28 protein-coding genes are annotated in these 26,031 nt (G+C 46.1%); 12 read left to right on the forward strand and 16 right to left on the reverse strand.

Annotated features, from left to right (window positions below; all coding sequences use genetic code 11):
- The first annotated feature begins 26 nt into the window (after positions 1 to 26).
- Positions 27 to 890, forward strand: a complete 864-nt coding sequence (locus EAT1B_RS09100) for a DegV family protein (RefSeq protein WP_015880274.1) — start codon at positions 27 to 29, stop codon at positions 888 to 890.
- A gap of 26 nt (positions 891 to 916) precedes the next feature.
- Here EAT1B_RS09100 and EAT1B_RS09105 read toward each other — a convergent pair whose 3' ends face one another.
- Positions 917 to 1,459 carry a histidine phosphatase family protein gene (locus tag EAT1B_RS09105; protein ID WP_015880275.1) on the reverse strand — a complete coding sequence of 181 codons (543 nt, stop codon included), beginning with the start codon at positions 1,457 to 1,459 and terminating at the stop codon, positions 917 to 919.
- 111 nt (positions 1,460 to 1,570) lie between these two features.
- On the opposite strand from EAT1B_RS09105, the gene EAT1B_RS09110 reads away from it, so the two are divergent.
- Positions 1,571 to 4,450, forward strand: coding sequence for a DUF3427 domain-containing protein (locus tag EAT1B_RS09110; protein WP_015880276.1), 2,880 nt, complete (start codon positions 1,571 to 1,573; stop codon positions 4,448 to 4,450).
- Between the two features lie 18 nt (positions 4,451 to 4,468).
- On the opposite strand, the gene EAT1B_RS09115 is transcribed toward EAT1B_RS09110, so the two are convergent.
- Positions 4,469 to 4,882 (reverse strand): (deoxy)nucleoside triphosphate pyrophosphohydrolase, encoded by a 414-nt coding sequence (locus EAT1B_RS09115; RefSeq protein WP_015880277.1) that lies wholly within the window; start codon positions 4,880 to 4,882, stop codon positions 4,469 to 4,471.
- Positions 4,883 to 5,100: 218 nt separating this feature from the next.
- Here EAT1B_RS09115 and EAT1B_RS09120 point away from each other — a divergent pair, with 218 nt between their 5' ends.
- The 3 genes from EAT1B_RS09120 (at position 5,101) to EAT1B_RS15945 (ending at position 7,913) form a co-directional block, all read left to right on the forward strand.
- On the forward strand, positions 5,101 to 6,600 hold the full coding sequence (locus EAT1B_RS09120) for a malate:quinone oxidoreductase (protein ID WP_015880278.1): 1,500 nt from the start codon (positions 5,101 to 5,103) through the stop codon (positions 6,598 to 6,600).
- 232 nt (positions 6,601 to 6,832) lie between these two features.
- Positions 6,833 to 7,201, forward strand: a complete 369-nt coding sequence (locus tag EAT1B_RS09125; RefSeq protein ID WP_015880279.1) for a hypothetical protein — start codon at positions 6,833 to 6,835, stop codon at positions 7,199 to 7,201.
- Between the two features lie 13 nt (positions 7,202 to 7,214).
- Positions 7,215 to 7,913 (forward strand): hypothetical protein, encoded by a 699-nt coding sequence (locus EAT1B_RS15945; protein WP_015880280.1) that lies wholly within the window; start codon positions 7,215 to 7,217, stop codon positions 7,911 to 7,913.
- A gap of 63 nt (positions 7,914 to 7,976) precedes the next feature.
- Here the strand turns inward: EAT1B_RS15945 and EAT1B_RS09135 are convergent, their stop codons facing one another.
- From EAT1B_RS09135 to adhP, 4 genes are all read right to left on the reverse strand, one after another.
- On the reverse strand, positions 7,977 to 8,891 hold the full coding sequence (locus EAT1B_RS09135; RefSeq protein WP_015880281.1) for a methyl-accepting chemotaxis protein: 915 nt from the start codon (positions 8,889 to 8,891) through the stop codon (positions 7,977 to 7,979).
- Positions 8,892 to 9,001: 110 nt separating this feature from the next.
- Positions 9,002 to 9,529 carry a CarD family transcriptional regulator gene (locus EAT1B_RS09140; RefSeq protein WP_143180210.1) on the reverse strand — a complete coding sequence of 176 codons (528 nt, stop codon included), beginning with the start codon at positions 9,527 to 9,529 and terminating at the stop codon, positions 9,002 to 9,004.
- Between the two features lie 109 nt (positions 9,530 to 9,638).
- Positions 9,639 to 10,064 (reverse strand): MarR family winged helix-turn-helix transcriptional regulator, encoded by a 426-nt coding sequence (locus tag EAT1B_RS09145; RefSeq protein WP_015880283.1) that lies wholly within the window; start codon positions 10,062 to 10,064, stop codon positions 9,639 to 9,641.
- A gap of 113 nt (positions 10,065 to 10,177) precedes the next feature.
- Positions 10,178 to 11,206, reverse strand: a complete 1,029-nt coding sequence (adhP, locus tag EAT1B_RS09150) for an alcohol dehydrogenase AdhP (protein WP_015880284.1) — start codon at positions 11,204 to 11,206, stop codon at positions 10,178 to 10,180.
- Positions 11,207 to 11,400: 194 nt separating this feature from the next.
- Here adhP and EAT1B_RS09155 point away from each other — a divergent pair, with 194 nt between their 5' ends.
- The 4 genes from EAT1B_RS09155 (at position 11,401) to EAT1B_RS09170 (ending at position 14,485) form a co-directional block, all read left to right on the forward strand.
- Positions 11,401 to 12,141, forward strand: coding sequence for a hypothetical protein (locus EAT1B_RS09155; RefSeq protein ID WP_015880285.1), 741 nt, complete (start codon positions 11,401 to 11,403; stop codon positions 12,139 to 12,141).
- Between the two features lie 109 nt (positions 12,142 to 12,250).
- On the forward strand, positions 12,251 to 12,997 hold the full coding sequence (locus EAT1B_RS09160) for a methionine ABC transporter ATP-binding protein (RefSeq protein WP_015880286.1): 747 nt from the start codon (positions 12,251 to 12,253) through the stop codon (positions 12,995 to 12,997).
- Positions 12,990 to 13,652: a methionine ABC transporter permease gene (locus EAT1B_RS09165; RefSeq protein WP_015880287.1), complete on the forward strand. Its 663-nt coding sequence runs from the start codon at positions 12,990 to 12,992 to the stop codon at positions 13,650 to 13,652. The genes EAT1B_RS09160 and EAT1B_RS09165 overlap by 8 nt, the downstream gene beginning before the upstream one ends.
- A 20-nt stretch (positions 13,653 to 13,672) precedes the next feature.
- A complete protein-coding gene (locus EAT1B_RS09170) occupies positions 13,673 to 14,485 on the forward strand; it encodes a MetQ/NlpA family ABC transporter substrate-binding protein (protein ID WP_015880288.1) in 813 nt (270 codons plus the stop codon).
- A 12-nt stretch (positions 14,486 to 14,497) separates the two neighbouring features.
- On the opposite strand, the gene EAT1B_RS09175 is transcribed toward EAT1B_RS09170, so the two are convergent.
- The 4 genes from EAT1B_RS09175 to EAT1B_RS09190 form a co-directional block, all read right to left on the reverse strand.
- Entirely contained in the window at positions 14,498 to 14,899 is a 402-nt protein-coding gene (locus EAT1B_RS09175) for a DUF4304 domain-containing protein (RefSeq protein ID WP_015880289.1), read from the reverse strand.
- Positions 14,900 to 14,972: 73 nt separating this feature from the next.
- On the reverse strand, positions 14,973 to 15,809 hold the full coding sequence (locus EAT1B_RS09180; RefSeq protein WP_015880290.1) for an aldo/keto reductase: 837 nt from the start codon (positions 15,807 to 15,809) through the stop codon (positions 14,973 to 14,975).
- Between the two features lie 78 nt (positions 15,810 to 15,887).
- Positions 15,888 to 16,850 carry a hypothetical protein gene (locus EAT1B_RS09185; RefSeq protein ID WP_015880291.1) on the reverse strand — a complete coding sequence of 321 codons (963 nt, stop codon included), beginning with the start codon at positions 16,848 to 16,850 and terminating at the stop codon, positions 15,888 to 15,890.
- Positions 16,837 to 17,184 carry a PadR family transcriptional regulator gene (locus EAT1B_RS09190; protein ID WP_015880292.1) on the reverse strand — a complete coding sequence of 116 codons (348 nt, stop codon included), beginning with the start codon at positions 17,182 to 17,184 and terminating at the stop codon, positions 16,837 to 16,839. Before EAT1B_RS09190 ends, EAT1B_RS09185 begins: the two co-directional genes overlap by 14 nt.
- Positions 17,185 to 17,312: 128 nt before the next feature.
- Here EAT1B_RS09190 and EAT1B_RS09195 point away from each other — a divergent pair, with 128 nt between their 5' ends.
- Positions 17,313 to 17,714, forward strand: coding sequence for a hypothetical protein (locus EAT1B_RS09195; protein WP_015880293.1), 402 nt, complete (start codon positions 17,313 to 17,315; stop codon positions 17,712 to 17,714).
- Between the two features lie 38 nt (positions 17,715 to 17,752).
- On the opposite strand, the gene ahpF is transcribed toward EAT1B_RS09195, so the two are convergent.
- The 5 genes from ahpF to EAT1B_RS09220 form a co-directional block, all read right to left on the reverse strand.
- Complete coding sequence (gene ahpF, locus EAT1B_RS09200; RefSeq protein WP_015880294.1) at positions 17,753 to 19,276, reverse strand: alkyl hydroperoxide reductase subunit F; 1,524 nt, start codon at positions 19,274 to 19,276, stop codon at positions 17,753 to 17,755.
- 11 nt (positions 19,277 to 19,287) lie between these two features.
- The gene (gene ahpC / locus EAT1B_RS09205) at positions 19,288 to 19,851 is read right to left on the reverse strand and encodes an alkyl hydroperoxide reductase subunit C (protein ID WP_015880295.1); all 564 of its coding nucleotides are present in this window, start codon (positions 19,849 to 19,851) and stop codon (positions 19,288 to 19,290) included.
- A 326-nt stretch (positions 19,852 to 20,177) separates the two neighbouring features.
- Positions 20,178 to 20,996, reverse strand: a complete 819-nt coding sequence (locus EAT1B_RS09210) for an HNH endonuclease (RefSeq protein ID WP_015880296.1) — start codon at positions 20,994 to 20,996, stop codon at positions 20,178 to 20,180.
- Between the two features lie 94 nt (positions 20,997 to 21,090).
- Positions 21,091 to 22,959, reverse strand: a complete 1,869-nt coding sequence (gene htpG / locus EAT1B_RS09215; protein ID WP_015880297.1) for a molecular chaperone HtpG — start codon at positions 22,957 to 22,959, stop codon at positions 21,091 to 21,093.
- 302 nt (positions 22,960 to 23,261) lie between these two features.
- Positions 23,262 to 23,888 carry a TetR/AcrR family transcriptional regulator gene (locus EAT1B_RS09220; RefSeq protein ID WP_015880298.1) on the reverse strand — a complete coding sequence of 209 codons (627 nt, stop codon included), beginning with the start codon at positions 23,886 to 23,888 and terminating at the stop codon, positions 23,262 to 23,264.
- Positions 23,889 to 24,011: 123 nt separating this feature from the next.
- On the opposite strand from EAT1B_RS09220, the gene EAT1B_RS09225 reads away from it, so the two are divergent.
- Positions 24,012 to 24,761 (forward strand): SDR family NAD(P)-dependent oxidoreductase, encoded by a 750-nt coding sequence (locus EAT1B_RS09225; RefSeq protein ID WP_015880299.1) that lies wholly within the window; start codon positions 24,012 to 24,014, stop codon positions 24,759 to 24,761.
- 60 nt (positions 24,762 to 24,821) lie between these two features.
- Positions 24,822 to 25,259 (forward strand): hypothetical protein, encoded by a 438-nt coding sequence (locus EAT1B_RS09230; RefSeq protein ID WP_015880300.1) that lies wholly within the window; start codon positions 24,822 to 24,824, stop codon positions 25,257 to 25,259.
- Positions 25,260 to 25,287: 28 nt separating this feature from the next.
- On the opposite strand, the gene rluF is transcribed toward EAT1B_RS09230, so the two are convergent.
- Complete coding sequence (gene rluF, locus EAT1B_RS09235) at positions 25,288 to 25,998, reverse strand: 23S rRNA pseudouridine(2604) synthase RluF (RefSeq protein ID WP_015880301.1); 711 nt, start codon at positions 25,996 to 25,998, stop codon at positions 25,288 to 25,290.
- Between the last annotated feature and the right edge of the window lie 33 nt (positions 25,999 to 26,031).

A 26,031-nucleotide genomic window follows, 5' to 3' on the forward strand; every position in this document is an offset into this window, starting at 1 on the left:
TTATGGAGAAAGTTTTGGAGGAATGCATGATTAAATTATTAGCAGATTCGACGTGTGACTTATCAGATGCAGTGCTTGAACAGTACAACATCGGGGTCGCGCCGTTGATCATCACCATGAACAATATGTCTTACCAGGACCGGGTGGATATCCAGCCGGATGATTTTTACGGAATGTTGGAAGCGCTCCCGGAATTCCCAACGACGGCGATGCCGAGCCCAGCGACGTTCTTACGATTGATGGAAGATGCGGTCGCTGCCGGCCATGAGGAGATTTTATGTATCTGCATGTCGAGTGGGACGAGCGGATCGTATCAATCGGCGGTCATTGGAAAAGAATACTTTGAAGAGGCGCATCCTGACTCACCTGTCAAAATCCATGTCGTCGACTCTCGTTCGATGAGTCATGGTAGCGGCTGGCTGTTGTTGAAGAGCGCACAGATGCGTGAAGCCGGTGCGACGTTCGAAGAGCTCGTTGACTTCAATGAGACGTACAAGACGAAAGTGAAGCACTTCTTATCCGTAGATGACCTCGACCACTTGATTAAGAGCGGACGAATCTCAAACGCGAGTGCTATCATCGGGAAACTACTGATGGTAAAACCCATCATGAGTATGAAGAACGGGAAAGGAGCCATTGTTGCCAAGGAACGAGGCACCCGTAAAGTGCTGAAGCATTATACGGACGAGTTCGTGAAACGCGTCAACCCGGACATCACGAATTTCGTAATCATCGGGTACACATCGGACCAACGGATTGCAGAGAACTTAAAAGCGAAGCTCGAAACCGAAACCGATTTTGCCGGCGAGATTTACCTCATGCAGATGGGGGTCTCGGTCGGGACACATGTCGGGCTTGGTGCCATCTCGATGTTTTTCGTAGAGAAGTGACAAAAGCCGTCTCATCGCGAGACGGCTTATTTGTTTGGCCAAATATGCTCGATGGACGGTGTGCTGTCATGATAATCGAGACGATAGACATCTGGGTTACGCATCTTACGCCATGTCTCAAAGTCATATTGCGGGTCGAGATGTTGCAATAAGAGTGCGAGCAGATTGCCGTGTGTCACCAATAGGGTCGAAGCATGCGGAGCTTTGGCGTGCTCGACGACTTGTAGGATGCGCTGCGTCGCCTCCTCAGCCGATTCGGCACCAGGCAACTTGAAGGTCGGTTCGCTGAACGACTGACGTAATGGGGTCAGCCAGTCTTCGAGCGGTTCGTGAGATAGGATGCGTTCTCTCAGTAACGGTTCACGCTCGATTGGAAGTTGATGCATATCGGCGAGCGGCGTGACCGAAGCGACTGCTCGGGTGTAGTCGCTTGAGATGATCCGGTCAATCGGGGTTTCACGAAAGAAATCAAGAAGTAGTAGTGACTGGGCGTGACCTGCTTCCGTGAGCGAAGCGTCCGGTTCTTGGCCTGCAGCCGAGCAGTGTCGAATCAGATAGAGTGTGGGCATGTGGATTCTCCTTGATCATTTTTAGTGAAAAGCCAATAATGAAATATATGTAAAACTATTTCATATCATAGAATATATTTCAATTTACTTAATGATAAGTAGGAGGAACAAATGGATCATTTGAAAAGACAATTAGAAAACTCTCTTTATACTGGGTTTATAGATAAAGATCATTATCATTCTAGTCCGTTTAAACCAGAACTTTTAGTAAACGAACGAGTTAAAAGACAGGATGTATTGACCGCGTTACTCGATGAATTGAAAATTTGTAAGAAGTTTCGATTTGCTGTTGCGTTCATTACAGAATCAGGACTGGCAACACTTAAATCAACATTATATGACTTAAATCAAAAAGGTATTCGAGGCGAGATTATCACTTCTACATATCAACTGTTTAATCAGCCAAAAATGTTCAAAGAACTTTTGAAAATTTCGAATGTTGACGTAAAAATTGCAGATGTGAATGCATTTCATTCAAAAGGATATATTTTTCAACATGAAGGCTACTTTTCGTTAATTGTTGGTAGTTCAAACTTAACTGCAGGAGCATTAAAAACAAACTACGAATGGAATATTAAACTAACATCTCATGAAAACGGTGAAATTGTTCAACACTTTTTCAATCGATTCAAAACAATGTGGAATGAATCGATTCCTCTAACCTTAGAATGGATTAAAGCCTATGAAAATGTATATCGTCCAATGGTTAGAGATCGAGTTGCTGAGTTTCCAAGTATGCACGATTTTAATCAAGTCAAGCGGGAGCTTGAAATTAAGCCGAATGACATGCAACGTTCTGCTTTAGACGGTATTGATGCAGTCCGACAGCAAGGTCATCAACGCGCACTTGTTGTATCAGCTACGGGGACTGGGAAAACATACTTAGCTGCATTTGACGTTCGTCGATATGAACCGAAGCGAATGTTATTTGTAGTCCATCGTGAACAAATTTTGAAAAAAGCCATAAATGATTTTCATAAAGTGATTGGTGGGAACATTGAAGATTACGGTATATTGTCAGGAACAAGTCGAGTAATTGACTCTAAATATGTGTTTGCAACGATTCAAACCATCTCAAAGGATGAAACTTTATATCAATTTGCACAAGAAACTTTTGATTACATATTGATTGATGAAAGTCATCGGGCCGGAGCCAATACATATCAAAAACTGTTGGAGTATTTCACTCCGAAGTTCTTACTTGGAATGACCGCTACTCCTGAACGATCAGATGGATATGATTTGTTCAGACTATTCGATTACAACATTGCATATGAAATTCGTTTACAAGAAGCACTTGAAGAAAATATGCTATGTCCATTCCATTATTTCGGGGTAACTGATCTTGAAATTGATGGGGAGCAAAAAGAAATTGAAGTGTTCCAAAAACTTGTATCAACTGAAAGAGTTGAGCGGATTATTGAAAAGATTAAATACTACGGCTATTCAGGTGAGAAGTTGCGAGGACTAATGTTCTGCAGTTCTAAAAAAGAAGCAATATATTTGTCTGAGCAATTAAATGCTCGAGGCTTTAAAACATGTGCTTTAACCGGGGATGATACTCAAGCAAAACGAAAGCAAGAGGTAAATAATCTAGAACAGGGATTACTCGACTATATTCTCACTGTGGACATATTTAACGAAGGGATCGATATACCAAGCATTAATCAAGTTGTAATGCTTCGACAAACTGAATCGAGTATTATCTTTATTCAACAATTAGGAAGGGGCTTACGAAAGCATAAATCTAAACGATATGTAACCGTTATTGATTTTATAGCAAACTATAAAAATAATTATTTAATTCCAATTGCTCTCTCAGGTGATCGTTCTCAAAATAAAGATTCTATTCGTCGTAAAGTAATCGATCGGAGCTATATCTCTGGTACATCAACTATTAATTTTGAAGCGGTTGCTAAAGAACGAATTTATGAATCAATCAACCAAGCAAGATTAACCGATTTAAAAACTTTAAAAGAAGCATATCAGAACTTGAAAAATCGATTAGGTAGACAACCTATGTTGACTGACTTTATAGATAATCACTCAATGGATCCAGTTGTTATAGCAACTAAAAATGGACATTATGGTGCTTTTTTAAGAGTTGTTGAAAGTGAAGTGCCCCCTCTTTCGAAAGAAGAAGAGCAAATTTTACTTATGGCAACCCAAGAACTTTTATCAGGTAAAAGAATACATGAGATTTATTTGTTAAAACTTTTGGCATCTGATCTCTCTATAAGTAAATTCAATTTTATTAACTACTTACATGATCATCATGTTCGAGTAGATGATGCAACGCTCAAATCAGTAGAGAATGTGTTATCTTTAAATTTCTTTAACGATGCAGACCGAAAGAAATATAGTAATAAGCCGTATATTGAATTTGATCGTGGCACGTATCGATTATCTTCACATATACAAACTATGTTACAAAATGAGTGGTTTGCTAAGTTATTAAACGACTTACTAGAAGCATCAATCTTAAGAAGTAAACGATATAATCAAACAAAACCGTTAACGAGATTGGAAAAGTATACGAGAAAAGATGTATGTCGATTATTAAATTGGGAAAAAGAAGAGCAATCTACAATGTATGGTTATAAAGTTAAGCATCATACATGTCCTATATTTGTAACGTATCATAAAAGTGAAGACGTTGAAGCTAGTGTTAATTATGGTGATTCCTTTATTAGTCCAGAGGTATTTCATTGGTATACTCGAAGTCGAAGAACCACAAAATCTGAAGAAGTACGTAAAATTATTGATTCAGAGAAAGAAAACATTGATATCCATCTATTTGTGAAAAAAGATGACGATGAAGGCGGAGATTTTTATTATTTAGGTGAAGTGAAACCCGATCAACAATCTATACAAAACACAACAATGCTAAATAAAAATGGTCAAGAACTTCCTGTAGTCACTATGAATTTAATGCTAAAAGAGAGTGTCGATCAACAGATATATGATTACTTGCATGAGAAAACACATTAAAAAAAGCCGAGGCGTAACTTATACGTTCTCGGCTTTAGTTATTTGATTAATCACATCATTTACTGCAGGTATGTCGGCTGGTGCCCATACAAGAGAATGTAAATTTTCACGCTTTAGCCAGATTAATGCATCATGTTCTGTTGCTACGGGATTTCCTGATTTTAATTCAGCACGTAGTGAAATCAATTGAATAATAAAAGATTCATATTCATGAACGTGTTCGTTAATGATTTCATGCGCAGTAATTTCGCATTGTAGTTCTTCGTATATTTCACGCTCGAGTGCTTCTTGTAGATTCTCACCATCCTCGACTTTTCCTCCGGGGAATTCCCACATATTTGGAATGAGCATTGTTGTTGAACGAAGTGCACAAAGAATTTCCTGTTTTTCATTTTCAATAACTGCTGCTACCACTTTTACTGTTTTTTTCATTGATACTCCCTCATTTATGAGATTTGTTTACATCCATCATAACATTCGTCTTTTCATTATAAATTCAAACTTCACTTAAAGAATTTTTTCGCACTAAACCCCTTATCATTCATCACAAAAGAGTTATAATCGGTATAACGATTATAAAATATACGATTGAGGAATGGGGATTCTTCAATCGTATGACAAAAAATTCAGGGGATAAGGATGGGGTTTTCATGAGCAGTACGCAAACGAGAACAGACGTCATTTTGATTGGGGCAGGGATTATGAGCGCAACGCTCGGTTCACTCTTTAAAGAGCTCGTACCGGAGTGGAACATCAAAGTGTTCGAAAAGCTCGATGCAGCAGGGGAAGAAAGTTCAAACGAATGGAATAACGCGGGTACGGGACATGCCGCACTTTGCGAATTAAACTATACAACAGAGAACGCAGACGGGACGATTGACATCTCCAAAGCGGTCAACGTCAACGAGCAGTTCCAAATCTCGCGCCAGTTTTGGGCGCACCTCGTCAAGCAGGGACTGATTGAGAATCCAGGAGCCTTTATTCGTTCAATCCCACATATGAGCATGGTCCAAGGGGAGAAGAACGTCGACTTTTTGAAACGTCGTTTGGAAGCGCTCACAACGAATCCTTTATTTGAAGGGATGGTCTTATCAGACGACCCGAGTCAATTACAGGAATGGATCCCGCTCATCATGGACGGACGGACATCGGATGAACCGATTGCCGCGACGAAAATCGACTCAGGAACAGACGTGAACTTTGGCGCATTGACACGTATGTTGTTTGACCATCTCACATCGAATGGGGTCGAGCTCAACTACGGTCATAGCGTCGAGGACGTGAAGCGCCTCGAGAACGGTCATTGGGAAGTGAAAGTGAAAGACATGTCTCAGAATACGATTGAGACGCATACGGCACCGTTTCTCTTTATCGGAGGCGGTGGTGGCAGTTTGCCGCTCTTACAAAAGACAGGGATTCCGGAATCGAAACAAATCGGTGGGTTCCCGGTCAGCGGCCTCTTCCTCGTTTGTAAAAATCGTGAGGTCATCGAGCAACATCATGCCAAAGTGTATGGGAAGGCGAAGGTCGGGGCACCACCGATGTCGGTCCCACATCTCGACACACGCTTTATCGACGGACGAAAAGAGTTGCTGTTTGGACCGTTCGCCGGCTTCACGCCGAAATTCTTAAAAACAGGATCGAACTTGGATTTGATTCGTTCGGTCAAGCCGAACAACGTCATCACGATGCTTGCCGCAGGGGCGAAAGAGATGCCACTTACGAAGTATTTGATCGAGCAGGTACTCTTGTCTCACGACAAACGGATGGATGAACTCCGTGAATTCATCCCGAACGCCAAGAACGAAGATTGGGAAATCGTCGTGGCGGGGCAACGTGTGCAGGTCATCAAAGATACACCGCAAGGAAAAGGAACACTTCAATTCGGAACGGAAGTCGTCAGTTCCGAAGATGGGTCGGTCGCGGCACTTCTCGGTGCTTCTCCAGGCGCATCGACGGCCGTGCACGTCATGTTGAAAGTGCTCGAGCAGTGCTTCCCGCAACACTTACCGGAGTGGGAACCGAAAATCAAAGAGATGGTCCCGTCGTATGGCTTAAAGCTGTCAGAACACCCGGATTTATTCAAGACGATTCACGAATCGACGGCGATCACGCTCGGTTTAGAGGAAAAGGACATGGTCCACAATTAATAGATTCAAGACGAGTATACAATCGTATGCTCGTTTTTTCTTTGAATTATGTGAGAGGGATCCAATAAATTGGGTATTTACAAAAATAGGAATATAAAAGGAGGGGTACGTCATCGATCCGATTAAATTGAGTCAGTGGGAGCAGAAAAAATATGCGCGTTATTTACGTCATCTGCGAACATACGATGATCACTTTGAGTATTGTGTCATTCCGAACTATGAGGAGTATGCTATGGAATTGAAGACAGAGTCGATTCAACTCGCTGATTGTTTTGCTGTGCTGATGCGTCAGAACGATCATTATGTCCTCGTCTCCATAGCGTTAGATGGAGAATGGGAACTCAAACGTGTGTTGCAATGGCTCGACCTCCACGAAGTGAGATTATTCCATCCTACACAAGATACATTGATTCTATCGAACGTACAGGATGTGATTGATGCGGTCACATTTCAAGGATACCCTCTCGTATTAGTCGAGAAGGGAACAAACGTGTTATTCGTCGGTCCTGAATATCTAGAGGAAGTGACAGACGAATTTGAGCACTATCACAAAATTACGAATACGGCGTCGGCAGAGTCACTCCAAATTGAAGATGAATAGGGAGCGGTGTCTCATGAATCGAATCGGATTGAAAGAGTTTGTTGAGAGAGGTACTACGAATGAATACTTACGACCGTTTGTCAGTAAATGCAAAACGTCGAACCCCAATGTTTTCATTGTAGGCATTAATCCGGCCTCTTCGATTTTGAAAACAGATGTGGATCATGATGTCGATCGATACATTGATTTAATGACAAATAGGAAAGAGTTTTTGGCATTCATCCAGCAGAAGAACATAGAAAAGGGGAAGCGACCTTTTTCCAAGACAAGGATTGGATTGAATCAACTGGTTAATCAGTTAGAAACGCAGTCGAATGAAGCGATTGAAGTGTTAGAGACGAATATCAATGCGTATGCGGCGCCGACAGCAAAAAAACTAAAAGCGATTCCCCCTTCTATTAAACAAAGCGGTCAAGAATGGTTTCACAAATTAATGCGTGAACATACTCCGGCTGTCGTCATCGTGCATAGTCTGGATGCGACACGTGATTTGATGAAATGGTTAATCGCCAACGAGATGATACAATCATCGGTTTACAATCGGTCTTATCGGCTCAGAGACTGGATTGACTTGGGTCCTATTCCAATCAACTATCCTAGTGGTGCGACAGGCGTCGTGTTTTGCACGAAGCACTTGAAGTACTATGGATGGAAGGGAAATGCGTTTCAACAGTTAAGAGCGGATGTATTAACCCAATTTAACGAGAGATGACAAAAACCGTTCACCCGAAGCAAGACACATCGTCTTTGCTTGTAGTGAACGGTTTTAGCACATTTAGACCATCCGTAAGAAGGTCTTCGCCTGCTGTTCGAGTGTGGCGGCTGAATCCGCCAGTTTTTCAAACTCGCGGACCGTCTGTTCGAGTTGTCCGGAGCTATCTTTGACTTTATGAGAGATGCGTCCGATGCTCGTCGACACGTCATCGATGCGTTTGACGATGCCCTCGATGTTGTTGTTCACTTCAGTGATGGAAAGCGAAACTTTGTTCGAAAGATTGCGGACCTCTGTCGCGACGACATTGAAGCCACGTCCATGCTCACCTGCGCGTGCCGCCTCGATTGCGGCATTGAGTGCGAGAAGGTTGGTTTGGGCAGCGATTTCGCGAATCGTTCGGACAATATCCGTGATCGTCTTCGCCTCTTGCTGGAGCGCTTTTAGGTGCTCTAGGTTTTGAGTCGACTCTTGTTCAATCAGTTTGACGTTCTCGAGGACGTGTTCTCCGTCTTGTTTCCCGATTTGGGACTGGGCGGATAAGTATTCAGACGTCTCTTGAAGATCATTCGCCATGTGGAGTACGTCTTGTTGCCGTGACGTGATATCGGCCGCAATCTTTGAAACGCCGATGACGTTCTGATTGGCGTCATCGAAGATTGGCATGTAGGTCGCTTCTAGCCAGACGCTATGACCATCGGCGGCACGTCGTTCAATCTTGTCGTGATAACTCAATCCTTGCATGAGCTTACGCCAAAACAGGTCGTATTGGGGACTGTTCGCGAACTCGGGCAAGCAAAGATCACGATGGGGGCGTCCCATCAGTTCCTTGACTTCGTACCCCATCGTTTTGGCAAAAATCTCATTGACGTAGGCGACGCGGCGATGTTCATCAAAGCGAATGATGGCCAGATTGTTTTCGATTGCCCGAACGACGTGCGTGTCGGTGACATGGGTCGTACTAGAGTGCAGTTGCATCCTAACATCCTCCCTATATCGGTTGATTTGTTTGTATTAGGATACCCGATAACTGTCAAAATAAGTATATGATTGTAGCAAAATAAAAAGACCACTTCCAAATGGAAGGGTCAAGGTGTGAGTGTCGCCATGCTTTCATGTAAGTACTCGCCAATCGTGCGCTCGATGTCGCTCTCTGAACGCTCGAGAGCAAGGGAGAGCTCTTTCACCAAAATCGTTTTGGCATTCTCTAAAATTTTACGATCTTGTTCGTATAGCTTTTTGTTCGCTTGAAGTGCCTCGATTTGTCGACGACTCAATGTATTGACCACTTGGGCAATCTCGTGACGGTTTCCTGAATGCACGACATTCAAAAATTCACGATTGCGATTGTTGGAATGCGGATTCCATTCCACGCCAGGCGAGCGGAACGACTCTAAAATCTCTGATGCCTCGTCTGCTTCCAGTAACGTCAACATCATCACGTTGTCATTATCGACAGGAATGCTGATTTGCAACTTTTGTGAGTTGTTGATGGGGTGAAGCGTATAGTACGATTTCGTCTCTCCTGCGACCGTTTTGTCCGAAATGTCGTCGATGCGACATACGCCATGGGTCGAGTAGATGATTAAGTCTCCAGTTTTAAACAAGTCGATCACCTCTTCCTTACCTATAAGCATAGTCATTCAGAAGATGAAATGTCAACTCGGTTGACGTTTTGGGTCATGTATGCATATGAAAAACCGTGTCACCATCAAGCTGACACGGTCATAGTTTCCAATCCAAGCGTAGAATGGTTTTCAGTTGTTCAAACGCCTCTTGGCCGATGCTTTCTTGGATCCGTTGCTCAAGTTGTGCTTTGAGCGTCTCGTTTTGCTCATAACAAGTGTGACCGAGCGAGGTCAACTCGATACATTTGTCTTTTCGATTTTGTGGATGGTCTGTCACGAGAACAAGCGCTTTACTTTCGAGGTTCTTGATCAGTTTATGAATCGCTTGTCGAGAAATATGGACACTGCGCGTGACCTCGGCAATCGTTCTTTTCGACTGATAAAGTGTCGCGAGAATATACCATTCCGAGTTCGAGAGTTGGATATCACTTTGTTCATTCCAAGATTTTTCACTCATACGTCGAACTTGATCATTGCGCTCTGACAATAAATCAAGCAGACGGGTTGACGTTGATGGAGTCAAATCAAGTCACTCCTCTTTCATTTCCGGCTTTTAGACGTTCCTAACTATACAAAAGCAACTATACCCCGTCAACGTCAATCTAGAACAAAACGGGGCACATGGCCCCGTTTTGATTAGCAGTCTTTATTTTTGAAGTCGATGACCATCCGTCCTTGAATTTTCCCTTGTTCCATCTCTTCGAACACGTCTTGCACCTCGTGTAGACAACGTTTATGAACGACCGGTACGACGAGTCCTTCTGCCCCGAACTGGAAGGCTTCTTCTAAGTCTTTCCGTGTCCCTACAAGTGAACCGACGACTTCGATTCCATCGAGGACGAGGCGAGGGATGTTCAAGTCCATCGTTTCAGAAGGAAGACCGACCGCGACCACTTTCCCACAAGCTCGGACGGCATTGACCGCTGAATTGAAGGCGACTTTTGAGACGGCTGTGACGACAGCAGCGTGGGCCCCACCGAACTTCTCTTGTACGATGTCAGCTGCATCTCCATCAGTCGATGGGTTGATCGTCAAATCAGCTCCACTCTCTTTTGCGAGTTCGAGCTTATCATCGTTCAAATCCACGGCGATGACGTGCGCGTTGAAGACGTGTTTCGCATATTGGATGGCTAGGTTCCCGAGTCCACCACAACCATAGATGACGACCGTCTCCCCAGGCTTCACGTCTGCGACTTTGATGGCTTTATACGTCGTGACGCCGGCACATGTGATGCTCGAAGCTTGCGCAGGATCCAATCCATCAGGTACTTTGACGGCATAGTCGGCGACAACGATACTTTGCTCGGCCATCCCACCGTCAACGCTATAGCCGGCATTTTGTACGTTTCGGCAGAAAGTCTCCCGGCCTGTCGTACAATATTCACAGCGACCACATGCATGATACATCCAAGCGATACTGACACGATCTCCAACTTTCAAACTCTTAACATCGTCGGCGATTTGAGATACGATCCCGATCCCTTCATGACCGAGCACACGTCCTTGGACATCTCCGAAGTCACCCGCGGCGACGTGAAGGTCCGTGTGACACACGCCACAATACTCGACATCGACGAGCGCTTCGCCTGCTTGTAATGGACGTAATTCCTTTTCAACGACTTCGATGTTGGCTTTGCTTGCTGAATTGACAACGACTGCTTTCATGTTTGAACACACTCCTTGTGAGAATTTAGTGAACCTGATGGAAAACCCTTCTCAATCACACCGTCAGAATATCACAAAAAATGGAATGAAAGCGCTTTATTTTTGGATGGCATTTGTCTGAAAGATGAACTTTTCTCACACAAAGATTTAGGGAAATAGAGATAGAGAAAGTAGACGAAAGGAGTGTCAGTTACATGACGCGGACAGAGTTATTTCACACATACAAATCGAAAATTTTGCAGTTATCAAATTTAGAAGAAGAGACGTTAAAAAGTGAAGACTTTTTGTTAGACCGTGATGAAAAGAAACAACTCGACATCTATTACGCACCGTTCGAATACATCAATCCAAACGCGAAAGTCGTCATCGCGGGAATCACGCCAGGCTTGTATCAAATGCGTCAGTCGTTCGAGGCAATCCGTGACTTGAAGGATGCAACAGACGAAGAGGCGCTTCGAGCCGTCAAACAACGTGGCAGTTTTTCCGGTCCGATTCGAAAGAACTTGGTGACGATGCTAGACGATTTGGAGTTACATCATCATCTTGGAATCGAATCTTCCCTCGATTTGTTTGGATCAGCGAACCATCTTGTTCAAAACACGGCGGTCCTCCCTTATCCCGTCTTCTATAAAGGCAAGAACTATAACGGATCGAGCCCGGATATGATTCGAACAGAGCTGTTTCGACCATACGTAGAAGGAATCTTCGCAGAAGAGATGGCCCATCTTCAAGATGCACTCATCCTACCGATGGGCGTGAACGTGAGGCGAGCCGTGGAGTTATTGGTTGAGCGAGGTCTTTTGGATCAGGAACGTGTGGTGAGCGGGTTTCCACATCCGTCTGGTGGGAACGGTCATCGTCATCGCATCTTTGCTGAAAATCGAGCCGCCATGAAACGACATATTGCTGAACACTTCAAACGACATCCACTTTGAACCGCAGTGCGGTTCTTTTCATGTGAGCACATGAACTGACATCGACTCTTTACTTCGCTAAAATGATAAACGGTTGACTCACTCACGAGATGTAGAAAGGATGTCTGCCATGATCACATTGTCGTCCGTCCATAAGCGTTATGGACAAGAGATGGCCGTTCGCGATGTATCGCTTCATATTCGAAAAGGTGAGATTTACGGCATTATCGGCGCAAGCGGTGCCGGGAAGTCGACGCTTCTTCGATTGATGAATTTGTTGGAGAAACCGGATGCCGGGAGCGTCACGGTCGATGGCGACCAGTTGACCGAGCTCTCCAATCGGGAACTTCGCAAGAAGCGACATCGGATCGGTATGATTTTTCAACAATTTAATCTAGTCGCGAATAAGACCGTCTTTGATAACGTCCTCGATTCACTGAAACTTGCCAAACGCCCGAGAGCGTCATGGGAAACGCGTGTGATGGAATGTCTCCGGTTCGTTGGACTCGAAGCGTATCGCGATAAATATCCTTCCCAGTTGAGTGGGGGACAGAAGCAACGGGTCGCCATCGCTCGAGCACTCGCAAGCGAACCGAGTGTACTCCTGTGCGATGAACCGACCTCTTCCCTCGACCCGAACACGACGGCGGAAGTACTGCGTGTCCTTCAGTCAGTCAATGAAAAACTCGGCGTCACCGTTGTGCTCGTCACACATGAGATGGATGTCATCCGTCAAATCTGTCATCGTGTCACCGTCATGGCAGACGGTACCGTTCATGAGACGATTGAACGGGAGCCGACAGGGGTGGTCGCCATCGATCAGAACCCAAGTTGGTTCGTCGAACAGTTGCGAGAGGAAGGTGAATCGAATGCCTGACATCTTGGTGCGCTATCAATCAGAGATTTGGCAGTCCATCGCCGAGACGTTCATGATGGTCGGAGTATCGATTCTCGCCGCGATTCTAGTCGGACTTCCGTTAGGCACGTGGCTTTACCTTTCGCGTAAAGGACAATTGTTAGAGAATCAAATCGTCTTCTCCGTCCTCAACCTGGTCGTGAACATCGTCCGGTCTTTCCCGTTTTTGTTACTCGTCGTGTTTTTGATTCCATTTACACGGCTTATCATCGGGACGGCCATCGGAACGGCGGCGGCGACGGTGCCGCTCTCCATCATCGCCATCGCGCATTATGCGCGCCTCGTCGAGCAGTCGTTGATTGATGTCCCACGCGGGGTCATTGAAGCGGCACTCTCGATGGGAGCGTCGGTTAAAGACATCATCTTTAAGTTTCTATATGTGGAAGCCCGATCTGGTCTCGTCCTTGGCTTGACCACATCCATCATCAGCTTTATCTCATACTCGACGATCATGGGGGTCGTCGGGGGCGGTGGCATCGGTGACTTTGCCATCCGTTATGGGTATCAGCAGTTCCAGACCGAACTCATGCTCTATATGATTCTCATCATGCTCGTCTTCGTCCAGTTGATTCAGTTCACGGGCACGACCGTGGCACGCATCATCGACAAACGCTAAATAGAAAGTAGGAAATGAATATGAAAAAATTGATGGCACTTCTTGCCTCGCTCACACTCGTCCTCGCAGCATGTGGGAACGATACAGAAACACAAACGAAACAAGCAAATGAACCACAGACATTGAAAGTCGCATCACTCATCCCACCGATGACAGATATGCTTGAAATCGCGAAAGAACAGCTCGCAGAAGACAATATCGAACTTGAAATTGTCGTTCTCGGAGACAACGTCCAACCGAACTCGGCACTTGCGGCGAAAGAAGTCGATGCGAACTTCTTCCAACACGTTCCGTATATGGAGGAGTTCAACCGCAGCAACGATGCGAATCTCGTTCCAATCGAACCGATTTATTTTGCCAACTATGGTGTATACGCAAAAAACTATGACAACATGGAAGACCTCCCGGAAGGCGCAACGATTGCGATTGCCAACGACGTATCGAATATCGACCGTTCGCTCTCCCTGCTCGCACAACATGATGTGATCGAGCTCGGAGAGAAGGAAGGCACGTATTATACACAAGCCGATATCACATCGAACCCGAAAAACTTCAAGTTTGAAGAAGTCGACTTGTTGATGCTCGCGCGCGCGTACGATGACGTCGATGCGGTCTTGATGACACCGGCTTACGCGGCACCACTCGGTTTGACACCGAAGAGTGACGCACTCTTAACAGAAGGTGTCGAGAACGATTTCGCCATCACCCTTGTCGCACGTGAAGACAACCAGGATGACGAAGCGATCCAAAAACTCGGCGAAGCGCTCACAAGTGACGAAGTCCGTGCATTCCTGCAAGAAAACTATGATGAGACGGCCATTCCGGCGTTTTAATTAATTCCTTAGTCAACGTAAAATATCTTGTTCAAACGAAGCAATGACTTGTTGCGTCACGCGTAGATAGTCTTGGTCAGATTGAGCTGACTCGTAAAGGAACCAAATACCGTCTTCATCTGGAGAATGACTGCCCAGCCTTCGTCGTGCGTCGACGTCGATATCATGGGCGGTCATTTTTTGTGGGCTAATTTGTTCTCCCCAATATGTTTGAAAGCCAGTGGGCGGAGCTTGAGCCAATTCGACGATGAACGAGCCACCATGCCGATTGAATTGAAAGGTGACTAAATCAATTCGGTCAGATTGCATGCGCCGAAAGTGAGGAAACGATCCTTGGAATTGATGTGATCGCAAATAAGGAACGACTTCCCGTTTCAAGAAGGCGATCATGTCTTTTCGTTGTTGGGATAGCATGAGAATCTCCTTTAAGTAGTTTAGTTAGAATATATACAAAAATCGGATTGAGCGCATGCTCAACCCGATTTAATTAATACTCTTCGTATTCACGAGGATCTTGGTCATCGATGCGACCATCCGGCTTCGTCAACGCATTGAGCGTCTCCATCTCTTCATCCGTCAATTCGAAGTTGAAGACGTCGAGATTCTCTTTTTGGTGCAACTCACTGGACGAGCGGGCGAGCGGGATGACCCCAAGTTGCACGTGCCAACGTAAGATGACTTGAGACACGCTCTTGCCTTTTTGTTTGGCGAGCTCGGTAATCTTCTCGTCATGAATAACCGTACGGGCGCGACTGAGCGGGCTCCACGCTTCTGTGATGATGCCGCGTTCTTTGTCAGCTTGCCGCTGTTCGACTTGCGAGAAGTACGGGTGTAACTCGATTTGGTTGATGACCGGTTTTTCTCCCGTTTCTTCAATCAAGCGGTCAAGGTGCTCCGGCATAAAGTTCGATACCCCAATGGAGCGGATCCATCCGTTTTTCTTCGCTTGAATCAAGGCACGCCATGCCTCGACGTACTTGTCTTGTTTCGGATTTGGCCAATGCAAGAGGAACAAATCCCAATAGTCGAGGTTCGCCCGATATAGGGACTCCCGAATCATCTCGAGTGCCTGGTCGTAGTCATAATATTGCGCGCGCAATTTTGACGTTAAGAAAAGCTGTTCGCGCGGGATGCCAGATTGACGAACCGCTTCACCGACCGCACCCTCATTGTCATAGCGAATCGCCGAATCGATGAGTCGATATCCGTTCCGGATCGCGCACGTGATGGCGTCGACCCCTGCTTCACCTTTTAAATAAACTGTTCCGAGTCCGATGGCCGGAATCTCATAACCGTCATGTAGCTTAATTGTTGGAATACCCATCAAATGCCTCCCCATTCAAAATCCGTTCTCTTCTCCGCTATTCCACTTTCCTCGGAAATGAAACGTTTGAATGTGAGGTCAACGTCGAAACGCTTTGATCAAACCTTCTGCTAAATCGAGAATACACACGATGATGATGGTGAGTAAAACACTCCAGACGCCCCAACGACTGATTGTTTCGAGGTCGGCGTTGATTTGCTCAGCAATCAAAGAGAGCGCTTCGGTCGAAAGTAGATCGGGTTGCAGCATAATGAGCGCTGTGACGACAATCCATACGATATTGAAGAGCGCGTTCCACAAGGCGAGCGGCTTTGTCCAATGTCGAACGATCCATTTGTAAATGGCGATGGCGATGCCAAAGGCGGCCAAGGCGATGACAAACGGGAAGAATTGATCCAAGACCGATGCATCGAGTAGTGGATAGGATCCACTATCTGTGACGACACGAATCAACTGCTCGGCGTTGACGTACAATACGACCATCAAAACGGTGGCGACAATATCAAACAAGATCGAACCAAAAGAAATCGAGGTCGAACGTGGTTTTACTTTCTTGAGTTGTTCAGGTTTCCAACTCGAGAAGGGCACTTCACCCTCAGGTACGGCACGCTCGATGATGAAGAACGTGAGGGTGATCCAGAATAGCGTCTGAACGACGACATTGAAGATGGCCGCCCCAGTTTGAAGGAATGCTTGAATCAAGAATTGACTCCAAGACGTGTCGTCGATGGGATTGGTCAGATAACCGATGATCGAGAGAATGGTGACAACCGTGACGGCAATCGGTAAGACGATTTTGATGATGTTCACGTACTGTGTGAAGAGGGCAGGACCGATGAGGTAGAGTGGTCGGTTCGCGTAGCGAGCAGCGAGGATATGAGGGTCGCCGAGTTGGCGCAATGCTTCAAATAAAGCCGCTTCAGACGAGTCATTTCCAGTCATGTCATCAATGGTCGATTCCAATTCGAGTGCGACGTCTTGCCGCATCGACTCTGGGATTCGAGAGGTGACTTCATCGATATACACATCACGAAGATTCATGATCGTTTCCTCCTTCAATTAGACGGGTCAATGTTTTCGACATGTTCATCCATTCCACGTACAACTCATTCAAAATATCCATTCCGTCTGGGCTGAGCACATAGTATTTACGAGGTCGACTCTCCGTCGTGTCCCAGGAACTCGTGACGAGTCCTTGTTTTTCCAGTCGACGCAAGAGCGGGTAGAGCGTACTTTGATCAATGTTGATATCGGCATCTAGCAGTGCTTGAACGAGAGAATAGCCGTATTGGGGTGTCTTCAACTGACTGAGCACCGCAATCGTCAACGTGCCGCGCCGCAACTCCGTCACCAACGAGGCTTTTACATCAGACATTTTTTCGCCTCCTTCATTCGTTTATCTTTATACTGTATATCATACACTATAAGTTATCATACATCAATATGAATAAAAAACATTGAGTCATTTCCTGATTTTGGGATAATGAAGGGGAGGTGATGTTCATGAAGTGGTGGTGGATGATTGGCGGTGTGGTGATTGCCAGTTTATTGACGATCAATGCGCAGTGGTATAGGAATGCGGCGACGTTTGGAGTGCCGATTGGCTGGATCATCATGCTGCTAGTCTTGGCACAGTTTCGAAAGCCGACATCGACTCTTTGGGCGGCGTCGGTCGGAGTGATGAGTGTAGGGGCGGCGATTTTGCTTTCGATTCCGAGCTACTCGTTAGCCGAGGCAGAAGAGGTGTTGAGCAAAACGTACAATGACGTGGCGTACATGGAGAGCGTTCCGACGACCGGAGGAGAATGGAATCCATTCTCCCCTCGAGTAGGCTATCGGTTTGAAACGGAGAGCGGAGACTCGATTTTATTCATCCCGGACTCGGGGAAGACGTTTGAACTATAAAAAAGACTCGCCCTCTATCATGAGAGCGAGTCTTTTTGTTAGTTGCGAATCATGTAGTCGAAGGCGCCGAGTGCGGCTGTCGCACCAGAACCCATCGAGATGATGATTTGTTTGTAGGCGCTGTTCGTGCAGTCTCCTGCCGCGAACACACCTGGGACGTTCGTCGCGCCATGACGGTCGACGACGATTTCCCCGAAGTTGTTGCGTTCGACCGAGTCGAGCCAGTCCGTGTTCGGGACGAGACCGATTTGGACGAAGACGCCTTCCAATTCGACATGATGTGACTCGTTCGTCTCACGAGACACATACGAGATGCCGTTCACTTTGTCCGTACCCGTGATTTCTGTCGTCTGAGCGTTCGTGATGACAGTCACGTTCGGGAGGCTGTGAAGACGATCTTGTAGCACTTGGTCAGCCTTGAGTTCAGGAGCGAACTCGAGGACCGTTACGTGCTTGACGATTCCTGCGAGGTCGATGGCTGCTTCAATCCCAGAGTTACCGCCACCGATGACCGCGACACGTTTCCCTTCGAAGAGAGGACCGTCACAGTGCGGGCAGTAAGCGACCCCTTTGTTTTTGAACTCCACCTCACCTGGGACGTTGACGTTACGCCAGCGTGCACCGGTCGAGAGGATGACACTCTTACTCTTCAAGACAGCGCCGTTCTCGAGTTCGATCTCGACGAGGTCCTTTTTCTCAAGACGCTTCGCGCGTTGAAGGTTCATGACATCGATGCCGTACTCTTTGACGTGCTCTTCTAGACTGGCGACGAGCTTTGGACCTTCTGTATAAGCAGTACCGATGAAGTTCTCAATCCCCATCGTGTCCATCACTTGGCCGCCGAAGCGCTCTGCGATGATTCCGGTACGGATTCCTTTACGAGCCGCGTATACGGCTGCGCTCGCACCCGCTGGACCGCCACCGACGACGAGGACGTCATACGGGTCTTTGTCCGAAAACGCAGAAGCGTCAGGACCTGTACCGAGTTTCGCCAAGATCTCTTCGAGTGACATCCGACCGTTACCGAACGATTCGCCGTTCAAGAAGACCGTCGGGACAGCCATGATCTCTTTTGCTTCCACTTCATCCTTGAACGCGGCTCCATCGATCATCGTGTGCGTGATGTTCGGGTTGAGGACGCTCATGACGTTTAGCGCTTGCACGACGTCAGGACAGTTGTGGCAGCTGAGGCTGATGTATGACTCGAAGTGATATGTGCCTTCGATATTTTGAATTTGTTTGATTGTGTCCGCATCGACTTTCGGTGCGCGCCCGCTCACTTGGAGGAGGGCGAGGACGAGTGATGTGAACTCATGTCCGAGTGGAATCCCCGCGAAGACGATTCCTGTCTCTTCAGATGGACGGTTCACGCTGAAGCTCGGCGTACGCTCGAGTGTCGCGCGTTCGACCGAGATGCGTGATGACATGCTGGCGAGTTCGTTGACGAGCTCGAGCATCTCGTTTGAGACTTTGTCTTCCCCAGCGCTCACACGGAGGACGACATCGCCCTCCATGAGCTGGAGATATTGGTCGAGCTGTTGTTTAATCGCTGCTTCTAACATGCAATCGCTCCTTACAATTTACCGACGAGGTCAAGGCTTGGGCGGAGTGTTTCAGAACCCTCTTCCCATTTCGCTGGGCAGACTTCGCCTGGATTGTTGCGTACGTATTGTGCTGCTTTGACTTTGTTGACGAGCGTGCTCGCGTCACGGCCGATGCCGCCAGCGTTGATTTCGACAGTTTGGATGACGCCGTCTGGGTCTATGATGAACGTACCACGGTCTGCGAGGCCGTCTTCTTCATTCAAGACGTCGAAGTTGCGTGAGATGACGTGTGATGGGTCACCGATCATGATGTACTCGATTTTTCCGATTTTCTCAGATGTTTCGTGCCAAGCTTTATGTGTGAAGTGTGTGTCTGTAGAGACAGAGTATACTTCTACACCTAGGTTTTTAAGTGTAGCGTACTCGTTTTGAAGGTCTTCAAGTTCAGTTGGGCAGACGAATGTGAAGTCAGCTGGGTAGAAGCAGACAACGCTCCATTTACCTTTGAGGTCGTTCTCTGTAACTTCGAGGAATTCACCTGTTTGGAATGCTTGTGCTTTGAATGGTAATACTTCTTTGCCGATTAATGACATGGGTTATGTCCTCCTTGTTTTTTACTCTAGCGTTTCTATCTCGACTAGAATAATTATAATGTAATACTAACTTCATATAACGAGCTGGAATTGTCAAGGCGTTTGCATGCTTTGAAAGTATGAGGCTTACCAACACATTATTTACATTTGGCTTAATGAAAGTAAAGAAAACGATTACATAAATATCTAATTTTTTTAATGAGAGATATTTATCCTAAAATAAGAACTGAAAAAATAAATATTTTGAATCTCTAAATTTACTTTGCATTCTCGAAATAGATAGATAAATTATCAATTGCTAATAAAAAAAGCCTTAATCTAGTTGATTAAGGACGACCGATTTCTTCAATAAGTTTAGCGATAATTTTATGTTGTAATTGTTCATTATATTGACTACGATCTTTTCCTTTATGCAGACGCATATGACAGTTAGGACAAACAGCAGCGCCTAGACCAGGCAGTAATATAATTTGATCGGAATGAGAATACAAGGAATGTAATTCTAAATAAGCTCCATCTTCAGTTTCAAAAGGAGATGGCGAACCACAAGCCTCACAGTGATTATTTGCACGAGCAAGAATACTATAATAAACAGCTGCAGACCTTTCTCGAATTTGCTGCTTCCTAATAGCTGTGCTTGATCCACTTACTTTCTGTAAATTTTGTTTCACGATAAGATGAAGTTCATCCGAAGTTTTATATTTCATCTTCTCAAAAAAGTTGTGGGCACCCTCAAAAACAGAGTGTATAGGTTCAAATGTAAAAACAATAACTTCCCGTTGCTGATGATTTTTGTCACTTCCAAATTGAATGTCATATCCAATTAAAATCATTTGATCAATAAATCGATACATAGAGTTTCCTATTTCCTCAAACAAATAAACGTCTTTGCTGCGTTCAATATGTCTTAAGAGAGCTTTATTACCAGAAGTGAATGTTTGATCACCAATTTGTCCTTCCCCATTGTAATAGTACAATCCTTCTTTTTCGTCCCAGTGATTTGTGTATTCAAAGCTACTATTTTTCATATCAAAAATAAAAATCATGTCATGCTTTGCTGATGGACTAATCCCTCTTTGGCGATTACCTCCGTATTGATCGTGGAGAGAAGAACGTTTGTATATTTTATTTCTTTCAAACAGCATAAGAGCACCTCGTTTCCAAGATTTGCATTTACTAAAAGTGTATCATGTTTTTATTTAAATAAAAAAAGACAGAGGTTGCCCTCTGCCTTCACCGTCACTCCGCCATCAACGCACAAACCGCATTCGAATACGCTACCGGATCTTCAATCGGCAACCCTTCAATGAGGAGGGCTTGTTGATACAAGAGGTCTGTATACTGTTTCGCTTTCGCTTCATCTTCTTTATACACACGTTGGAGCGTTTGGAAGATGGCGTGGTCGGCGTTCACCTCGAGTACTTTCTCCGCTTTCATGCCGCCGCCGTTTGGCATCGCGTTCAAAATCTTCTCCATCTCGATTGAGACGTCACCCGCGACCGTCAAGCAGACCGGATGTGACTTAAGGCGTGTCGAGGCACGCACTTCTTTGACGCGGTCTCCGAGCTCTTCTTTCATGAAGGCGAATAAGTCTTGGTTATCGTCGTTGAGCGATTTCGCTTCCGCGTCATCGAGACCGAGGTCGCCGCTCGCAATCGATTTGAACTCTTTGTCGTCATACGACTGAAGCATCTTGATGGCGAACTCGTCAATCTCTTCTGTGAAGTAGAGGATCTCGTATCCCTCTTCTTTCAAGCGTTCTGCTTGTGGCAAGAGGTCGATGCGATGAATCGATTCGCCTGTCGCATAGTAGATATACTTCTGATCTTCTTTCATCCGCTCGACGTACTCTTTGAGCGAGACGAGTTTCTTCTCGTGAGAAGAATGGAACAGAATCAAGTCTTTCAATTCGTCTTTGGCTGCGCCGAACTGATCATACACGCCGAACTTCAATTGACGACCGAACGACTCATAGAACTTCTCGTAATCCTCACGCTCGTTTTGGAGCATCTTCTCGAGCATCCCTTTGATTTTGGACTTCACGTTTTTGGCGATCACGCGAAGTTGGCGGTCCTGCTGTAACATTTCACGGGAAATGTTAAGGGAGAGGTCTTCTGAGTCGACCATCCCTTTGACGAAGCCGAAGTAGTCTGGCAAGAGGTCAGGTGACTTCTCCATGATCAACACGCCATTCGAGTAGAGCTCGAGCCCTTTCTCAAATTCTTTTGTGTAGTAATCGAATGGAACCGTTGATGGGATATAGAGAATCGATTGATAACGAATTGTCCCGTCGACGTTCAAATGAAGGTGCTTGAGCGGCTCATCAAAGCCGTAGCGTTTCTCGTGATAGAACGCTTTGTAATCTTCGTCGGTCAGTTCGCTCTTCCGCTTCCGCCAAATCGGCACCATGCTGTTGACGGTCTCTTCTTCTTGATAATCCTCGTATTCTTCCGAGTCCTCTTTTTGACGATGCTTCGTCACATCGAGTTTGATCGGGTAACGGATGAAATCCGAATGTTTCTTGATGAGCGAGCGAATCTCGTATTCTTCAAGGAATGACGAGTACATATCATCTTCTGTGTCTGCTTTCAAGTGGAGCGTGATTTCTGTACCGATGCCCGCCTTGTCTGTCGGCTCGATCGAATAGCCGTCTGTGCCTTCTGACTCCCATACGTATCCTTGTTCACTGTCAATCGAACGAGTCCGCACGGTCACACGGTCAGCGACCATGAACGCGGAATAGAATCCGACCCCGAATTGTCCGATGAGGCTATGGTCTTCTTCCATCTTCGTTGCCTGTTTCATGGCGAGTGAACCGCTCTTGGCGATGATTCCGAGGTTTGTTTCGAGTTCTTCTTCTGTCATCCCAATCCCTGTATCGCGAATCGTAATCGTCCGTGCTTCTTTGTCGAGTTCAATTTTGATGAAGTAATCGTCTTTGTTGAACTCGATGCTTTCGTCTGAGAGGGCACGATAATACATCTTGTCGATGGCATCACTCGCGTTCGAGATGAGCTCACGCAGGAAGATGTCCTTATGTGTATAAATTGAGTGGACCATCAACTCTAAAATTCGTTTCGATTCCGTTTGAAACTGTTTCTTTGTCATGATCGTTCTCCCTTTAATGTCTATATTTTGGCACTCTCTTATAAAGAGTGCTAACACTATTGATTATCCTAAAAATTAGGAAGATGTCAACCGGATTTTAAGAAAAGATTGACGCGGACGTAGGTTTCGCATATAGTTGAGTACATGCGATGAGCTGGTCTATGTAAGACGGCGGACATTCCCTTGAGGAGCACGTTGTGGAGCGTGGTCCGTCGCGGTAGACTTTCGAGAGCACCTCTAGTGAGAGGTGCTCATTTTTTATGTATACAACTAGCCTCCCTTCAAACGAAGGGAGGCTTTTCTTATGCCCGAATGGATGCGAGGAACATCTCTTTTAAAGCACGCAATTGTACGGCCGGTTCGATATCGTCCTCTAAATAACTGATGTGAGACTTCAATAGGATGTTGTTGCCGAACGTCCCGAACGTATTGATGATCGTGACGACGGTCACCTTCACATCGATATCCGAGCGGAATGAGCCGTCTCGTTTCCCGTCTTCAATCAACGGTTCGAGTGTCTGCATGATCTGTCGTTGAACGTCGATGTATGTCTCGATCCCAGGAAGCGGTGAGGCGACGAACGATGCATAGCTCTCGAACGCCTCTCGGAAACGGGCGTGGTTCGTCCGCTCCAACTGCATCTCGAAAAAGTGATTCAAGATGGCCTCGAGCCGCTCATATGCGCTGCCTTCCCCATGCATGAACTGTTCAAATCTCTCGAGTGTCGGCTGTAGATTTTTGACGGCTGCCGCGACGATCAATTGATCCTTCTTCGGGAAGTAGCGAAACAGTGTGGCCACCCCAATCCCTGCCGCGTCCGCGATGTCCTGCATCTGAACCTTCTCAAAGCCATTCTCTAAAAATAAGCGTTCGGCCTCTTGGATAATCAGCTGGATTCGTTCTTCTTTGTTTTGTTGTCGTTTACTCAATTCCATCACCTCATTGTCTGTTCCTAGTATATCGTCTTCGAGCAGTTTCGTTGAGATTAATGTCACATCCAATTATGATTATGATAGTTAGACTATCATAATTTAATGAATGGAGCTGGGACAATGCGTTTACAGGGGAAAGTAGCGGTCATCACAGGGGCAGGAAGCGGTATGGGAGAGTCAACGGCACGCCTATTCGCCAAAGAAGGGGCGACGGTCGTCGCAACAGATATCAATGAACAAGGGGTACAAAGCGTAGTCGAGTCGATTCGGGCGCAAGGTGGGGAAGCTATCGCGGTGAAGCATGACGTGACCTCACGTTCGAGCTGGGAGGACGTATTCGCAGAAGTGGAAGCGACGTGTGGCAAATTAGATATTCTCGTCAATAACGCTGGAATCGCACTTGCGAAACCGTTCTTGGAACAGACGGAAGAGGACTGGGCACGCACGTATCGCATCAACATCGATGGAGTCATGTTAGGGACACAGTACGCGATTCCGCTCATGACGGAGAATGGGGGAGGATCAATCGTCAACATCTCCTCCATCTCTGCATTGACCGGTATGGCGGGTGCCGGGGCCTATACAGCCTCGAAAGGTGCGGTCCGTTCTCTCACGAAAGCAGCGGCCGTCGATTACGGGAAACGAAACATTCGGGTCAACTCGGTGCATCCAGGCTATATCGTGACACCGATGAGTGCGCCACATATGGAGCACCCAGACTATAAACAACATTTCTTGAATCAAATCGCCTTGCCGAATCTCGGACAAGCGGATGAGGTGGCAGCAGCCGTCCTATTCCTCGCGTCAGACGAGGCAAATCATATTAGCGGAATCGAACTTCCGGTAGACGGTGGCGTGACGGCGAAATAATCGAGAGAGCATCCTGATGTGATGACACCTCGTGTTATATTAAGAAAAAGAGGTGAAGTCATGATTCAGTTTGAGATGGAACGAGTATGGATGGATGAAACGGAGCTGTTTTATCAAGTTCAGCTTCAACTTCGGTCTTCTGCCTGCGCCAGCAATCAGTTGATTTATTTAGATGATGCGAGTCTTGGGGATCTTTATCAAAAGATCGATCAATTCAATCAAGCGTGGGGCAAAGAACCGATCACATGGAGACTAGTCGATGAAGAAGAGGGTTCGGATGATTTGCAAGTCAATCTAACTTTCACGTTGATTGACCGGATTGGGACCATCCAAATCGATATTTTCATTCATGATGAATGGCGGTTTGACTCATTTGACCATGTTCATATGAAATTTAGAATGAGGACGACGATGGGACAGCTCGACGACTTGAGCGCTCAACTCAAACGTTTCATTCGTCGTGAGACCGACCATGTCTCATCACTTCGACCAGAATAAAGCAGCCTGAGACGACTCAGGCTGCTTTTTAGTACCATTCTTTCGGTTCGTAATTCAATTCGCGGAACAGCTGCTCACGCTCTTTTTTCGAAAGATCGCGCCATTGTCCAGGCGGCAGTTTCCCGAGCGTGATGTTCATGACACGAACACGTTGGAGGCGGAATACTTCGTATCCGAGCGCCTCACACATACGACGGATTTGGCGGTTGAGTCCTTGCGTGAGGGTAATGTTGAAATCGAACTTTGAAAGCGGACGGACTTTACACGGAAGTGTCTTCTGGCCAAGGATTTTGACACCGGCTTCCATCTGCTCGACGAACTCTGGTGTGATTGGCTTATCAACCGAGACGATGTATTCTTTCTCGTGCTCGCCTTCTGCACGGAGAATCTCGTTGACGATATCGCCGTCATTCGTCATGAGGATGAGACCTTCCGAGTCTTTATCAAGACGACCGATGTTGAAGATGCGGAGCGGGTGGTTGACCATGTCTACCAAGTTCCCTTTTACTTTTTTTTCTGTCGTACTCGTGATCCCGACCGGCTTATGGACGGCGATGTAGACGTTGTTTCGGGCAACCCGTGCGACAGAACCGTTGACGAGGACTTCATCGCCCGGTTTGACTTGGTCGCCGATTTTTGCTTTTTTCCCATTGATGGTGACGCGTCCCTCTTCGACGAGACGGTCGGCTTGGCGACGGGACGCCTTGCCTGATTCACTGATGAATTTATTGATGCGCATGTGTACACGTCCTTTGTTTGGCTTCGTCCTCTC

The organism is Exiguobacterium sp. AT1b (assembly GCF_000023045.1).
Taxonomy (GTDB): Bacteria; Bacillota; Bacilli; order Exiguobacteriales; family Exiguobacteriaceae; genus Exiguobacterium.

Coding starts and splice junctions, on each gene's coding strand:
- EAT1B_RS09100 (WP_015880274.1), top strand. CDS start 27: ATGATTAAATTATTAGCAGATTCGACGTGTGACTTATCAGATGCAGTG.
- EAT1B_RS09105 (WP_015880275.1), bottom strand. CDS start 1,459: ATGCCCACACTCTATCTGATTCGACACTGCTCGGCTGCAGGCCAAGAA.
- EAT1B_RS09110 (WP_015880276.1), top strand. CDS start 1,571: ATGGATCATTTGAAAAGACAATTAGAAAACTCTCTTTATACTGGGTTT.
- EAT1B_RS09115 (WP_015880277.1), bottom strand. CDS start 4,882: ATGAAAAAAACAGTAAAAGTGGTAGCAGCAGTTATTGAAAATGAAAAA.
- EAT1B_RS09120 (WP_015880278.1), top strand. CDS start 5,101: ATGAGCAGTACGCAAACGAGAACAGACGTCATTTTGATTGGGGCAGGG.
- EAT1B_RS09125 (WP_015880279.1), top strand. CDS start 6,833: ATGGAATTGAAGACAGAGTCGATTCAACTCGCTGATTGTTTTGCTGTG.
- EAT1B_RS15945 (WP_015880280.1), top strand. CDS start 7,215: ATGAATCGAATCGGATTGAAAGAGTTTGTTGAGAGAGGTACTACGAAT.
- EAT1B_RS09135 (WP_015880281.1), bottom strand. CDS start 8,891: ATGCAACTGCACTCTAGTACGACCCATGTCACCGACACGCACGTCGTT.
- adhP (WP_015880284.1), bottom strand. CDS start 11,206: ATGAAAGCAGTCGTTGTCAATTCAGCAAGCAAAGCCAACATCGAAGTC.
- EAT1B_RS09155 (WP_015880285.1), top strand. CDS start 11,401: ATGACGCGGACAGAGTTATTTCACACATACAAATCGAAAATTTTGCAG.
- EAT1B_RS09160 (WP_015880286.1), top strand. CDS start 12,251: ATGATCACATTGTCGTCCGTCCATAAGCGTTATGGACAAGAGATGGCC.
- EAT1B_RS09165 (WP_015880287.1), top strand. CDS start 12,990: ATGCCTGACATCTTGGTGCGCTATCAATCAGAGATTTGGCAGTCCATC.
- EAT1B_RS09170 (WP_015880288.1), top strand. CDS start 13,673: ATGAAAAAATTGATGGCACTTCTTGCCTCGCTCACACTCGTCCTCGCA.
- EAT1B_RS09175 (WP_015880289.1), bottom strand. CDS start 14,899: ATGCTATCCCAACAACGAAAAGACATGATCGCCTTCTTGAAACGGGAA.
- EAT1B_RS09180 (WP_015880290.1), bottom strand. CDS start 15,809: ATGGGTATTCCAACAATTAAGCTACATGACGGTTATGAGATTCCGGCC.
- EAT1B_RS09185 (WP_015880291.1), bottom strand. CDS start 16,850: ATGAATCTTCGTGATGTGTATATCGATGAAGTCACCTCTCGAATCCCA.
- EAT1B_RS09190 (WP_015880292.1), bottom strand. CDS start 17,184: ATGTCTGATGTAAAAGCCTCGTTGGTGACGGAGTTGCGGCGCGGCACG.
- EAT1B_RS09195 (WP_015880293.1), top strand. CDS start 17,313: ATGAAGTGGTGGTGGATGATTGGCGGTGTGGTGATTGCCAGTTTATTG.
- ahpF (WP_015880294.1), bottom strand. CDS start 19,276: ATGTTAGAAGCAGCGATTAAACAACAGCTCGACCAATATCTCCAGCTC.
- ahpC (WP_015880295.1), bottom strand. CDS start 19,851: ATGTCATTAATCGGCAAAGAAGTATTACCATTCAAAGCACAAGCATTC.
- EAT1B_RS09210 (WP_015880296.1), bottom strand. CDS start 20,996: ATGCTGTTTGAAAGAAATAAAATATACAAACGTTCTTCTCTCCACGAT.
- htpG (WP_015880297.1), bottom strand. CDS start 22,959: ATGACAAAGAAACAGTTTCAAACGGAATCGAAACGAATTTTAGAGTTG.
- EAT1B_RS09225 (WP_015880299.1), top strand. CDS start 24,012: ATGCGTTTACAGGGGAAAGTAGCGGTCATCACAGGGGCAGGAAGCGGT.
- EAT1B_RS09230 (WP_015880300.1), top strand. CDS start 24,822: ATGATTCAGTTTGAGATGGAACGAGTATGGATGGATGAAACGGAGCTG.
- rluF (WP_015880301.1), bottom strand. CDS start 25,998: ATGCGCATCAATAAATTCATCAGTGAATCAGGCAAGGCGTCCCGTCGC.